Here is a 12,784-nt window from a genome sequence, read left to right as displayed (position 1 = left end):
TTTTAACCTATCTATACTAATTTTTGCTCAAATATATTATCTAAATTAACCTTCTTAATCCTATCATTAATTTCATCCTTATCAGTGGTATAAAGACCTAACTCTTGCATTCTCTTAAAATAACTAGCTCCAGCAAAAGTATACCTATCCTTTCTGCCCTCCCTAGTTTCAGCCTTTTCATTAGCAAAAGAAATCAAATCACCTATAGCTATAGAAGAAGGTAAAATCAATAGTGGCATTCCCATCATTAGCCTTACAGCATTATGACCTGCTAAGCTACCTGTACATATAGCTTCAGTATGACCAACAAAAAGTCCAGCCTTTTCACCTGCTATTATACTACAAGATATGGAATTAGATACATTTGCTCAAAAATTAAGATATCTTAGACTTCAGAGAAATCTAAATCAACATGAATTTGCTAATTTGTTGAATAGGATCTTTACTAGTTTATGTAATTGGGAACAAGGAAATCGAATCCCCAAAACAGAAACTATAAAAGAAATAGCTGAAGTTCTTAATGTTAATTATACATATTTTAAAGACCAGGAATAATGATTACTGGTCTTTGGAAATTTACAATGATTAATTTAACTCAAAGTAACACTTAAATTTATTATACCAATCGGTCTTCCATCCTTTTTCCTTACATAATATTAATAATTCATCTTCATCATTAATTCCCTCTTTAGTTATTATTTCATGAGTACTTTTATTAACTATTAAACCGTTTTCAATGTCATCTGCAATATCCTTAAAAATTGCAAAGCTCCTAATATGAGAAAACTCTGCTCTATGTTTAATTAAAGCATTATCTGTTAACTCATCCTTTTTAATTTTATACTTTTTAATTCTTTTATTTTTAAGTTTTTTTCTTTCTTCTTTAAGGGTAATTTGATACTTAGTTCTTAATACTTGAGCTTCTGGAGTATCTCTTATTGCTTTATATATAGCTTCTGAAAATCTTAGATATATTGTTCTTTTTCCTGTTGCTTCACCTTGAATAAATTTATCTATTATTTTAATAATTTCATACCCTAATATATAAACTTCATTATTAAAATAAAGCTTACTTTCATCACTGATTCTATCTATATAAAATTTGGCATTTATCTTTGTAGTTCTTAAAATGGAATGAAGCTTTTCAGCCTCAAACCAAACTTGTCCAATTTCATCTAAAAAACAACATTTATTATAGGAGTTTTGTAATTCTTTTATTACCTTTGCACTAGCTTCCTTTGGTTTATCTGGCATTATAAAATTTATATCTCTTATAGGATAACTATATGGAACTATTTCATTATTTTTCATTGCTTATCATACCAGAATATAATTGATTCAATTTTGCTATTGCTTTTTCTGCATCCTTTATTTTACATACATCTGGATGAATCTCTTTAGCAATATTGTCTCTCCATTCTTTTGCTACTTTCTTATTTGAATAATGTTTTCTAGTAACTTTAAGCTTCTCCATTCTTTCTTTACCATCTAATTCAACTAAATAAAAAATATATTCAGATGCTTTTGATATAAAATATTTATTATCCTTATAATTATTATTTATATTACCTTCATTTATCTCTCCCTCAAATTCATGTATTAATTGTTTTAATTCAATAATACTATTATAAAGATTCTTCCAACTTCCCAATTTTACATTTATTATCTTCCCACAATCATTTTTAACTATTTTAGAAACCTCTCTAAATTTTCCAATACTCTTTAATTGTTCTACTGTTTCAACATTATACCACTTCAAAATTATACCTCCTAAGTATTATTTACTTATCATTATATATATACTATTATTACAACCCCAAATATAACAATAATATTAAGAATGATAAAGCTTTAATATCATTTAAAATCATATATTTATAATCTTTTTATACTTTATTAAATTTGATTAATTCACAAACATAATGTTGAATTTTTTTATAATTTTATCATCATTTACGAGTATATTATTTAAAAGTATTAACTTTTTATAAAAACCCTAAATCATTGTATATAACAACCATTTAGGGCATCTATTTCTATACTAATTTTTGTTCAAAAATATTATCTAAATTAAGCTTTTTAAATTTCTCATTAGTAAATTTAATTTTTCTATCTAATCTTTATAATCTTTTTAAAACTATTTATAGATAAAACTGCTAATAATCCAAAAATTAAAATACAAACTAAAAGGCTTATTAAATAAAAACTAAATAAATTTTCACTCATAAAATCACTTAGAACTTTTATTGCAAAGAAACTATGAATTCCTCCTACAATAAACGGTAATATATAAAACATCATTACTTCTTTATTTATTACCTTACTTATATCTTTTTTATCAGCTCCTATCTTTGATAAAGTATTATATTTTTCTTTATCTTCATTAGCATCACTATATATTTTCATATAAATTATACTTCTATCAACTACTACTTTCCTTATATTCTAATAACACTTTTTACAAGGCTCATAATTCTTTTGAGCTTCTTCTAAAGTTATTTGTCTTGCATTTGCTGGATTAGTATTACCACAATTATTAGTTCTATGATATTTTTTACCTGTTGCAGTTATCCAAACCATTTCACTAACATTGTTTTGTATCTGTGCAGCTTCTTCTTGTTCAAGCCTCTCCTGTTCTGCTATTCTTTGTTCCTCTGCAACTCTTGACTCTTCAGCTAACCTAGCTTCCTCTGCTAATCTAGCTTCTTCAGCTAACCTAGCCTCCTCAGCTGCTTTTGCTTCTGAAGCAATTCTTTCTTCTTCAGCTTTTCTTTCCGCCTCTTCTCTAGACTCTTTATCATTTGCTAAGTAACTACCTTCTTTACATCCAGTAAAAACACCTTCTCCTGTTGATTTAAATATTATATCTCCACATTCATCTGATCTATGAATTTCAATATTTGCACTTTCTAGCTTAGATAAAACCTCTGCATGTGGATGTCCATAACTGTTTTTTCCAGTTAGAATTACAGCATATTCCGGATTAACTTTATCTAAAAAACTTTGAGTTGTACTATTGTTAGAGCCATGATGTCCTATTTTTAATACATCAACATCTTGCATCTTTAATAAAATTTTATTTTCTGTTTCAGCTCCAGCATCTCCAGTTAATAAAAATTTATCTTCTCCATTTACAAATAAAGTTACTAATGAACTTTCATTACTATCACTTCCACCAGCTGTATTAAAAAATTGAATATAACTGCTATTTGTTAATTCAAACTTAGATTCTTCTAGTGGCACTGATGGATTAATACCTCTATTAGCCGCAGTATTAATTACATCAGTATATGTTTGAGAATCCGCATTTCCATTACCAATAAAAAATGTTCCAATTTCAAAATTGTTTATTACTGAATCTAATCCCCCACAGTGATCTGAATCTGGATGAGTATTTACTAAATAATCTATTTTCTTTATTTCTAAATCATTTAGATAATTTACTATTAATGATTCATCATCATTATCACCAGCATCAATTAAAACTGACTTATCATCTTGTACAATTAATATTGAATCTGAATCACCAGTATTAATGAAATGTACAGTTGCTTCAGTAAACTCTTCTTCCTTTATTACTGTAGTTGCAGTTTCTTCTACTACATCATTCTTTTCAACTACATTTTTATTTGTTGCTTGATCCTCACAACTTACTAGATTAACTCCAATCAATATAAATGTGACAACAAATAATGCTATTAATCCCTTATAGCAATTTCTTTGTCTTAGATTTATATACTTGTTAAAAGAACAGACACATACTGGAGCAATTACGAATGATGCTATGAATAATAATGGTGAATCTAATCTTAAAGTAGTAAAAGCTAATGCAAAGAACAGTATAATTGTTCCAATAATAAATCTAAGTAAATTAAACTTATTATTTACCATTTGATAATCCCCCTTTATTTAATTAATTATTAATTATATTTTTTGTATAAATATATGTAAAATACAGGGTAATATTCAAGATAAAACGTTAATACTTTATTTTACTCTCCTTAGTTTTCACACTATTAAAGTATTAGATTGTATTAATTTTGTAGAAAGCTACAATGTAAATTAATTAAAATAATATAAGATAATAATATAAAAACCCCAAGTCTGCCATAATAGCTCCTTGAGGTTTTAACCTATCTATACTAATTTTTGCTCAAATATATTATCTAAATTAACCTTCTTAATCCTATCATTAATTTCATCAATATCAACACTATAAAGTCCTAACTCTTGCATCCTCTTAAAATAACTAGCTCCTGCAAAAGTATATCTATCCTTTCTACCTTCTCTAGTTTCAACCTTTTCATTAGCAAAAGAAATTAAATCACCTATTGCTATTGAAGAAGGTAAAATCAATAATGGCATTCCCATCATTAATCTTACAGCATTATGACCTGCTAAACTACCTGTACATATAGCTTCAGTATGACCAACAAAAAGTCCAGCCTTTTCACCAGCACATAAAAGATTATCAACACCAACAACTCTCATATCATTCGTCCTTGGTGCCACAGATAAATACCTTATAGAGTTACCCTTACTTCCTGCATAAGGATCAACATACTTAGCATATTCAAGTCCTGGAATCTTTCTTAGCTTTTCAAGTGGATAATAAGTTGTCATAAGCTTAGCATGACCAGTATCAAGTAAAACTATATTCTCTGCAAACTCTTTAAGTGCATATTGTTGACATACCTTTGTACTAAGCTTACCATAGTTTACATCCTCTGCAGGAACCTTTAAAACAACAACACCTGTTTTGTCTAATTGCTCCCTAATTTCCTTAGATAAACTTTCCTTTGCAAGCTTACAAGATCCTGAAAATGCTCCAAGTGCATCTCCATTTCTTTCACCTTGAATATCAGAAACTCCACACCTAGCACTTATACTTAATCTTGGTCCAAAAGCAGGACAACGTAAAATACACATAGAACATCCATTACCATATCTTAAACAATTACCCATAGGCCCTGTTGAGCCCGTTGTTTCAATAAATACATCACCTTTAACATAAGTGTCATCACTTAATAATATTCCCCTTATTTTTTTATTTTCAACATCAACATCTTTAACACGACTCTCTAAATGAAGATGTATTCCTAATGATTTTAAATGATCCCTTACTACACCTTCAATAATATTTACATCATAAAGAGTTGCATGTTTATGACCAGGGAATTCTATATTAGCATGCCTTGCACACTTATCTGTTAATTTTATTAAATCTCCTCCACCTAAAGCTATAAGTTCTTCTGATGCAGTATAACGACCATTATTCCTCATTATACCGCCAACATTACCAAGCCCAAGTAAAAGGTCCGTCTTTTCATATAAATGAACTTCTGCTCCAGCTTTCTTTGCTGTTATTGCAGCAGCACAGCCTGACCAGCCCCCACCAACAACTACTACCTTCATATTAATCTCCTCCCCTCAAAAATACCTCTTGGACTAGCTTGTACTTTACAAAATCTCTTTACTCTATGACCTGCAAATCTAGCTGTACAACTTCCACATACACCTTCACCACAACACATCTTAAAATTGTTACAACATGATAAATCTATATCTTGTCTATCTAAAGAATCTAAAAAATCAATAACACTATAAGTTAATATATCTGCTCCAGCTATATGGATTAAAGATATATTATTATATTTGACAATAGATTTTATAGCAACCTTACCCTCTGGTGATAACTCTCCTTTTTCTATCAAATTCATCTCCTGAGGTACTATATTTAATTTATCTAACCACTCCGAAACATATATATCCCTAAAAGGTTGCTTATCTAATATAAGTGTTACTGTATTACCATTTTCCACCAACCTGTCAATTACCGGCATCATAGGTGCCATACCAATACCTCTAGCAATAACTAAAGTCTCATTATTTTTTTGTTTTCTTATGTTTTTTAATCCAAATACTCCGTTCCAATAAGGACCTCTTATTGTTATACTTCCTCCAGATTCTATATTTAATAACTGCTTAGTTTTAATTCCTCTTACTTCTATCATTATTGAAATTATATTAGTTTCAATATTTGACTCTAAAATAGAAATAGGGACATCAAAATACACATTTTCTTCGCTTCTGATAAAAATGAAGCTACCAGGTCTTGCTAAATCTATTACAAGCTTATGTGGCGCTTCAAATTTAATTAATAATACATCATCTGGATATAATACTTTTTCACATACTTTACAAGTATAAGTTTTTCTTTGTTCCTTTGCCTTATTTCCATTGTCATGGAGTTCTTGATATATACATACTCCCTTCCAATTTAAACAATCACAAAAATGACTTCCTTGCAATTGTGAACAAAGAATACATTCACCGCTTTCAGCTAAATGACATGGGCAAAACTCAGTTCCTGCATCTATACAATCAATTGTCTCCTTAAACATTTAGACTCCTAAAGTAATACTATACACTATATAGATTATTTCAAAAATTTCTTTTTGTTACTATAAGTCGCCCAATATATAAAATATTCTACTATTTTTTAATGATCAAAATTACTATATTTAATAACAACTTATATAGAAAATAAATATACTTTAGAAATATAAAAAACACATCATATATAAAATAGTTTCCTATCTATATATGATGTGTTTAAGACCTATATTTTAATCTTCAATTAAATTTCCAGCAATTACTCTTTCTTTACTTTTCCAGAATACTACTGCAGATATTATTACTAATAAGCAGAATCCTGCATATACCCAGAATAACTGGTTCCCCATACTACCAAATAGAATTATTAATGATCCTATTATAGCTAGTGCTGGATTTATTATAGAATTCCAAATTCCTTTTATTTCTCCACTTCTTCCTAATTGGAATACCTTGAAGTATAAAATAATATATAAAGTGTAACTCATTGTAATTGATATTTCTGATATATCAGAATTTGGAAGAACTCCAAACTTAGTTGTTATATAATGAACAACAAACCATACTGTACATATTGTAAATGCAACTAAAGCAGAATTTACAGGCATTAGTACTTTTTCATTTACTTTAGAAACAAACTCTGAATTAGGGAACATATTTCTTTCTGCTAAAGAATGTGGTAATCTTATCATCCCTAAAGTTAATCCATTAATTGTTCCTATTATAGATATTACTACAAATACTACTACTATTTTAGCTCCCCATGGACCTAATAAGTTAGTAGCTGCTAAATCAACGTGAGCATCACCAAGAGCCATAATTGTTTCTGGTCCTATGTAAATGCTTATTCCAACAAAGTATAATACGTACACAATTAAAATAAATATAGGTGCTATTATTAAAGCCTTTGGTAAATTTCTTTTTGAATCTTTTATTTCATGACCTATAGATGTAGCAACTACCCATCCATCAAATGAAAAAGCAATTGGTGCTATAGCAGCAATCCAACCTACTGATTGCATTGATGTCACATGGCTTAATGAGATATTACTTACATCACCAAAAATTAAACCTGCAATTGCAATTAAAGCTAATGGTATTAATTTTATAATAGTAGATGCATTTTGGAATAATCCACCTAACTTTGCAGATAAAGTATTCATTACAAATAAGAATGCCATAACAGCAAATCCTATTAACATTTGTACTTCTAATGTACCTTCCACTCCAAATAACATACATATGTATATTCCTGCAACCCAAGAAACAACTGCTATTAGAGTAGGGAAATATAAAAATGTTTGGAACCATCCAAATGCACATGCTAATGATTTATTATAATTTTCTTCAGCATATGCTATTAATCCACCTGATTGTGAACTTCTAGAAGCAAGTTGTGATATTGTTAAACTTCCAAATATTATTGCAATAGCCGCTATACAGAATACTAATACTCCTAGAGCAATACTTCCCCCTGTGGCCACTAGTATATTGTCACTTTTAAAGAATATTCCAGATCCTATAACTATTCCAACTATCATAGTTATGGCTGTAAATAATCCATATTCATTTTTTTTCATTCTTTTCCCCCCAATGTTCTTTCATAATTTTTTCTTAAGATTAAAAATTAGACTTTCCTTTTACTTAATTGAAAATAAAGGTTAATCTTTCTATTATCTGCTAAGTTTTTATTAATATATCATGAAATTATACTTTAGTAAATATTACATTGTATTTTTTTTTATTTTATTGCTTTTTTAAGATAATTTTTAACAAACTATCATTGACATTATCTAAAAATCTCTTCTCCCATTTGCACAAAACTTTGTAGTGCCATAAAGAATTTTATATCACATCTTTCACTACTATTTAATATTTTAATAGCATCTTCTTTAGATAATAATATTGTTTCTATATCTTCATCTTCTTCTAAATTTTCATCGGATATTTTTCCTGAACATGTACAATAAACTAAAGAAACTGATTCATCTGTCATACCTGGTGATAAGTATAATTTTTGTCCAATTTTATCTTCTATAACTTCTTCTAAATCTAATCCTGTTTCTTCCTTTAACTCTCTTTTTACTGTTGATATAATATCATCATTGTTATCTATTAAACCAGCTGGTAATTCATACACATAATTATTTAAAGGTATTCTAAATTGTTTTATTGCAACTAATTTCTTTTCATCTTTATGATATGCTAATATCACAACTGCATCAACTTTGTCTTCTTTTCCATTAAAGAATTGTTCCTCTAATGCTTCTTTACTTTTTCTAGTAGCAATAGTCCATGTTTTTTTATTTCCACCTTTATTAGTATAATTTGCATTATAAAGGCTTAAAAATTTAGTTTGTGCTAATGTTTCTAAATTTTTTACTTTATTTTTCATTCTAATATTATCCTCCATTTTATCCTATATTAATATTTTTATAATACTACTCTAAAAGCTTTTTTGTCCTTATAGCTTATATATTATATTTTATAACATAAATTTATACATTTAAAGAAAAAAGCACTAATAATTAGTGCTTCTTTCATTAATAACCTCATTAAATTCATTTTGGGATACATCTTTTCCACAAATCAGTGCTTTTTTCAATAATTCTTCTCCCTGATGGTTTAATGCAACTTTACCTATTATATCTCCTGAATTTTTATTTATTGTATTAAAAACCTCTAATTCTATAGAGCCTTCACCTTTAAATCCATATTCAAAATCACAATCTTCAATAATACTTCCTAAGCTTATGAACTCTGATGATTTTGTAATATCATTTATATTATCACTTTTAAAACAATAATTATCTGTAACATACTTATATATCTTCTCTGTAACATTCCATCTATCGCTACAATTTAAAACAACTATAATTATATTCCTTCCTTCATGTTTTATTGAAGATACTAAACATTTTCCTGCTTGACCTGTATATCCTGTTTTAACTCCATTTGCTTCAGGAATTTTATATAAAATTTTATTTATATTATTATAATCCCTTGTAAAATTAGAAGTATCTTTAGTTATAGTTTTTGTTCCACAAATTTGGCAAAACAAATCATTTTCCATTGCTTTTGTAGTTAAAAGAGCTAAATCATATGCACATGTATAATGTTTAGGACTATCTAAACCATGTGGACTTTCAAAGTGTGAATTTATTAATCCTAAGCTAATAGCATAATCATTCATTATCTTTGCAAATCCCTCAATACTTCCTCCTATATCTTCAGCAATTGCTATTGCTGCATCATTACCTGATTTATACATTAATCCATATAGTAACTCTCTTAATTTTATTTTTTCTCCTGCTACATATCCTACTTTTGATCCTCTAATAGATGCTGCATTTTTACTTATGGTAACTTCTCTTTCTAAGTCTCCATGCGTTATTGCAACTAAAGCTGTAAGGATTTTTGTTGTGCTGGCCATTGGTACTATTTCGTCAGCATTTTGTTCAAACAAAACTTGCTTTGTTTTGCTATCTAATGCTATTGCATTTCTTGCTGAGACTCTAATACTATTTATTATATTATTCATATCTACATCATCTATTTCATTATCTTCAAGTATTGCTATGTTATTATCATCTTCTTCATCTTCAAAGCATTGAGCATATACAGAATTACTTAATAATTGGGAAATTATTAAAAATAGACTCAAAGTTATTCCCATAATTTTATATTTCATCATTAGTATCACTCCTATTTTCTCCTTACACATGTAGTATTTTCATTTATAAAAATTTTAAACCTAAATAATAAATTTTTATGACTTATATTTTATTTTTATGGCAATACTATAAAAAGCTAGGGGAGGTTAATTATGCTTTTTTTTATAATTATTGTTGCTTTAATATTTATTTTATTTATACCTATCCCTTTAAAGTTTAATCTTCATTATTCTAAAGATAGGTATTATATAAAATTTTATAATATTAATATTATATCTAATGACGATGGTATTTTAAAAAAGTTTCTAAACAAAAAAGATAACATTATAAAAGAGTCAAAAATAAACTACTCAAAAACTAAGGATGATATTGAGATTGATTATAAAGGAAAAAATTTAAATTTAAAACCATTTTTAAAAACTCTTTATATAAATCTAAAAAGAAATAAATTTAAACCATCAATTAGATTTTCTAGTAATTCTAGCTATTCTCTAGGAGATGCTAGTAGAACTGCCATATGTTTAGGTCTATTTTATAACATTAACCCAATTTTACTTTATATTTTTTCTATATTATTTAAAGTTAAATTATTAAAGACTGATTTTAATCCAATATTTAAAGATGAACTACTATTTGAACTTACAATACGTAGTATAATTACTTTTAATTTAGCTCAAATTATTTATATATTATTTATTATTTATAAATCTATTCGTAAAAATAGGAGGTGATTCCCTAGATATAGGGATTATTATGACTGATAAACATGAATTAGAAAATTTAATGAGAAGCACTATGGAAAACTTGCGTGATATGATAGATGTTAATACTGTAATTGGAGATGTTGTAGAAACTAGTGATGGTACTTCAATTGTTCCAATATCTAAAGTTTCCTTTGGTTTTGCATCTGGTGGAAGTGAATTTGGTAACCATACATCTCTAAGAAAAGAAGAGGAAAAATATCCTTTTGGTGGCGGATCTGGAGCTGGAGTTAGTGTTAGGCCTATTGCTTTCCTAATTGTTAAAGATGGAATTGTAAAGTTACAACCAGTTGATTATGATAATACTATTGATAGAGTGGTTGATTCTATTCCTCAATTTATTGAAATATTAAAAGGATTCTTCAATGATAAAAAAGTTGATAAGAACGATAACCTATAAAAAGATATAGCTACTGAAAAATTATTCAGTAGCTATATCTTTTTGTATTAATTTTTAAACTTCTTCATCTGATGCAACTTCTGCATCATCTATATTGATTTCACTATCTTTAATCTTTGATTTCTCACTAGCCTCTTCATAATTAATATCTTGAAGAGCTTGATTTAGAACCTCCATGGAGCTTTTAGCCTCTTTATCACTATATAAATCAAGTGATGGTAATTCTTTTAATGTTTCTAGTCCAAATTGTCTTAAAAATTCATCTGTAGTTCCATAAAGGATAGGTCTTCCTGGAACCTCTAATCTTCCTATATCCTTTATTAGTCCCTTTTCAACAAGCTTTTGAATTGCTGATTCTGACTTAACCCCTCTTATTTCATCTATATCAATACGCGTAATTGGTTGTTTATATGCTATAATAGCTAAACTTTCTATAGAAGCTTGTGAGAGTGAATGTCTTTTATTTTTCTTTAATAGCTTTTGAATATAATCTGAATTTTCACTTTTAGTAACTAATTGATAAGCTCCATTTATGCTTATTAATCTAATTCCTCTGCTTTTTTCTTCATATTCATTCATCATTTCCTTTATTATTTCTTCAATAATATTATCTTTAATCTCTAAATTATTACTTAAATCTCTTAATGATAAAGGTTCACCACTTACAAATAGCATTGATTCTATAGCTGATTTTATATTAGACTTTCTAGATAGTTCTTTAAATTCATACTGTTTAACATCAATGTTACTCACTATCTCTCCTCCTCTTGATAAGTATATTTCCAAAACTCTCATCTTGATAAACGCTAATAGTTCTAATTTTTATAAGTTCAAGTAATGCTAAAAATGTGACTACAGTTTCAAGCTTACAAGAACTTTCTTTCATTAGGTCTTCAAATTCAATTACTTTATTTGAATTAACTCTTTCTAAAAGTTCATTCATTTTGTCTTCAACTTTATACTTATCTACGTATATTTTCTTTTGTACTATATTAAATTTATTTTGTTTTTCTCTATAGTTCTCTAATATTCTATTATAAATATTATATAAATCTAACAATGTTATATTTTTAAATATGTCAACATTATTAACTGGTTCACCTTTAACTTCTTCAATTATTTCCGGCTTCTTACTATAAACATCACCTTGATTTATATATCGCTCTTTAAAGAATTCAGATACTGACTTTATCTTCTTATATTCAATTAATTTTTCCATTAATCTTTTTTCAATATCTTCTTCATTTTCTTCCTCTTCCACTTTTATCTTTGGAAGAAGATTTTTTGATTTTATCTCTATTAATGTAGCTGCAACAACAATAAATTCTGATGTTATTTCAAGATCCATAACCTTTCTTGTATTAAGATACTCTAAATATTGATTTGTAACTTTATATATCTCTACATTATATATATCCATCTTATTCTTCTTTATAAGATGCAGTAATAAATCAAAAGGTCCTTCAAAATCTGCCACTTTTATCTTTGGCAATTCCATTAATTCATCCCGCCTTTGTGTTTTTATTATGCTCCTTTTAAGGGTTTCATAACTT

14 protein-coding genes and 1 pseudogene are annotated in these 12,784 nt (G+C 27.5%); 3 read left to right on the top strand and 12 right to left on the bottom strand.

Annotation, left to right across the window (positions count from 1 at the left end):
* Positions 1-11 precede the first annotated feature (11 nt).
* Positions 12-332, bottom strand: a pseudogene (locus tag Q0G30_RS10915) (FAD-dependent oxidoreductase); the annotation flags it as partial.
* A 16-nt stretch (positions 333-348) separates the two neighbouring features.
* Between Q0G30_RS10915 and Q0G30_RS14430 the strand changes: the two are divergent.
* Positions 349-555, top strand: a complete 207-nt coding sequence (locus Q0G30_RS14430; protein ID WP_195468828.1) for a helix-turn-helix transcriptional regulator — start codon at positions 349-351, stop codon at positions 553-555.
* 30 nt (positions 556-585) lie between these two features.
* Here Q0G30_RS14430 and Q0G30_RS10910 read toward each other — a convergent pair whose 3' ends face one another.
* From Q0G30_RS10910 to Q0G30_RS10870, 9 genes are all read right to left on the bottom strand, one after another.
* Positions 586-1,311 (bottom strand): hypothetical protein, encoded by a 726-nt coding sequence (locus tag Q0G30_RS10910; protein WP_195468827.1) that lies wholly within the window; start codon positions 1,309-1,311, stop codon positions 586-588.
* On the bottom strand, positions 1,301-1,759 hold the full coding sequence (locus Q0G30_RS10905; protein WP_294389756.1) for a hypothetical protein: 459 nt from the start codon (positions 1,757-1,759) through the stop codon (positions 1,301-1,303). The genes Q0G30_RS10910 and Q0G30_RS10905 overlap by 11 nt, the downstream gene beginning before the upstream one ends.
* A gap of 350 nt (positions 1,760-2,109) precedes the next feature.
* On the bottom strand, positions 2,110-2,406 hold the full coding sequence (locus Q0G30_RS10900; RefSeq protein ID WP_294389753.1) for an ABC transporter permease: 297 nt from the start codon (positions 2,404-2,406) through the stop codon (positions 2,110-2,112).
* Between the two features lie 39 nt (positions 2,407-2,445).
* Positions 2,446-3,891, bottom strand: a complete 1,446-nt coding sequence (locus tag Q0G30_RS10895; RefSeq protein WP_294389752.1) for a ComEC/Rec2 family competence protein — start codon at positions 3,889-3,891, stop codon at positions 2,446-2,448.
* Positions 3,892-4,137: 246 nt separating this feature from the next.
* Positions 4,138-5,415 carry an FAD-dependent oxidoreductase gene (locus tag Q0G30_RS10890; RefSeq protein ID WP_294389747.1) on the bottom strand — a complete coding sequence of 426 codons (1,278 nt, stop codon included), beginning with the start codon at positions 5,413-5,415 and terminating at the stop codon, positions 4,138-4,140.
* Entirely contained in the window at positions 5,412-6,404 is a 993-nt protein-coding gene (locus Q0G30_RS10885) for a sulfide/dihydroorotate dehydrogenase-like FAD/NAD-binding protein (RefSeq protein WP_294389745.1), read from the bottom strand. The genes Q0G30_RS10890 and Q0G30_RS10885 overlap by 4 nt, the downstream gene beginning before the upstream one ends.
* A 225-nt stretch (positions 6,405-6,629) precedes the next feature.
* Positions 6,630-7,976, bottom strand: coding sequence for an APC family permease (locus Q0G30_RS10880; RefSeq protein WP_294389742.1), 1,347 nt, complete (start codon positions 7,974-7,976; stop codon positions 6,630-6,632).
* Between the two features lie 209 nt (positions 7,977-8,185).
* Positions 8,186-8,791 (bottom strand): NUDIX hydrolase, encoded by a 606-nt coding sequence (locus tag Q0G30_RS10875; protein WP_294389739.1) that lies wholly within the window; start codon positions 8,789-8,791, stop codon positions 8,186-8,188.
* 126 nt (positions 8,792-8,917) lie between these two features.
* The gene (locus Q0G30_RS10870; protein ID WP_294389765.1) at positions 8,918-9,937 is read right to left on the bottom strand and encodes a D-alanyl-D-alanine carboxypeptidase family protein; all 1,020 of its coding nucleotides are present in this window, start codon (positions 9,935-9,937) and stop codon (positions 8,918-8,920) included.
* 285 nt (positions 9,938-10,222) lie between these two features.
* Between Q0G30_RS10870 and Q0G30_RS10865 the strand changes: the two genes are divergently transcribed.
* Both Q0G30_RS10865 and ytfJ read left to right on the top strand, forming a co-directional pair.
* Positions 10,223-10,801 (top strand): DUF2953 domain-containing protein, encoded by a 579-nt coding sequence (locus Q0G30_RS10865; protein ID WP_294389737.1) that lies wholly within the window; start codon positions 10,223-10,225, stop codon positions 10,799-10,801.
* A gap of 22 nt (positions 10,802-10,823) precedes the next feature.
* Positions 10,824-11,231, top strand: coding sequence for a GerW family sporulation protein (gene ytfJ, locus Q0G30_RS10860; protein ID WP_294389735.1), 408 nt, complete (start codon positions 10,824-10,826; stop codon positions 11,229-11,231).
* 54 nt (positions 11,232-11,285) lie between these two features.
* Here the strand turns inward: ytfJ and scpB are convergent, their stop codons facing one another.
* Positions 11,286-11,984: an SMC-Scp complex subunit ScpB gene (scpB, locus tag Q0G30_RS10855; protein WP_294389732.1), complete on the bottom strand. Its 699-nt coding sequence runs from the start codon at positions 11,982-11,984 to the stop codon at positions 11,286-11,288.
* Positions 11,977-12,729, bottom strand: a complete 753-nt coding sequence (locus Q0G30_RS10850) for a segregation/condensation protein A (protein ID WP_294389729.1) — start codon at positions 12,727-12,729, stop codon at positions 11,977-11,979. Before Q0G30_RS10850 ends, scpB begins: the two co-directional genes overlap by 8 nt.
* Positions 12,730-12,784 lie beyond the last annotated feature (55 nt).

The sequence above is a fragment of the uncultured Clostridium sp. genome, assembly GCF_934754925.1.
Classification (GTDB): domain Bacteria; phylum Bacillota; class Clostridia; order Clostridiales; family Clostridiaceae; genus Clostridium.
The sequence above is the reverse complement of the archived record's forward strand: the minus strand, read 5'-3'. Positions and strand labels throughout refer to the sequence as shown.

What these genes read in the sequence shown, in the direction of transcription:
- Q0G30_RS14430 (WP_195468828.1), top strand. Translation starts at nt 349, where the DNA reads ATGGAATTAGATACATTTGCTCAAAAATTAAGATATCTTAGACTTCAG.
- Q0G30_RS10910 (WP_195468827.1), bottom strand. Translation starts at nt 1,311, where the DNA reads ATGAAAAATAATGAAATAGTTCCATATAGTTATCCTATAAGAGATATA.
- Q0G30_RS10900 (WP_294389753.1), bottom strand. Translation starts at nt 2,406, where the DNA reads ATGAAAATATATAGTGATGCTAATGAAGATAAAGAAAAATATAATACT.
- Q0G30_RS10895 (WP_294389752.1), bottom strand. Translation starts at nt 3,891, where the DNA reads ATGGTAAATAATAAGTTTAATTTACTTAGATTTATTATTGGAACAATT.
- Q0G30_RS10890 (WP_294389747.1), bottom strand. Translation starts at nt 5,415, where the DNA reads ATGAAGGTAGTAGTTGTTGGTGGGGGCTGGTCAGGCTGTGCTGCTGCA.
- Q0G30_RS10885 (WP_294389745.1), bottom strand. Translation starts at nt 6,404, where the DNA reads ATGTTTAAGGAGACAATTGATTGTATAGATGCAGGAACTGAGTTTTGC.
- Q0G30_RS10880 (WP_294389742.1), bottom strand. Translation starts at nt 7,976, where the DNA reads ATGAAAAAAAATGAATATGGATTATTTACAGCCATAACTATGATAGTT.
- Q0G30_RS10875 (WP_294389739.1), bottom strand. Translation starts at nt 8,791, where the DNA reads ATGAAAAATAAAGTAAAAAATTTAGAAACATTAGCACAAACTAAATTT.
- Q0G30_RS10870 (WP_294389765.1), bottom strand. Translation starts at nt 9,937, where the DNA reads ATGAATAATATAATAAATAGTATTAGAGTCTCAGCAAGAAATGCAATA.
- Q0G30_RS10865 (WP_294389737.1), top strand. Translation starts at nt 10,223, where the DNA reads ATGCTTTTTTTTATAATTATTGTTGCTTTAATATTTATTTTATTTATA.
- ytfJ (WP_294389735.1), top strand. Translation starts at nt 10,824, where the DNA reads ATGACTGATAAACATGAATTAGAAAATTTAATGAGAAGCACTATGGAA.
- Q0G30_RS10850 (WP_294389729.1), bottom strand. Translation starts at nt 12,729, where the DNA reads ATGGAATTGCCAAAGATAAAAGTGGCAGATTTTGAAGGACCTTTTGAT.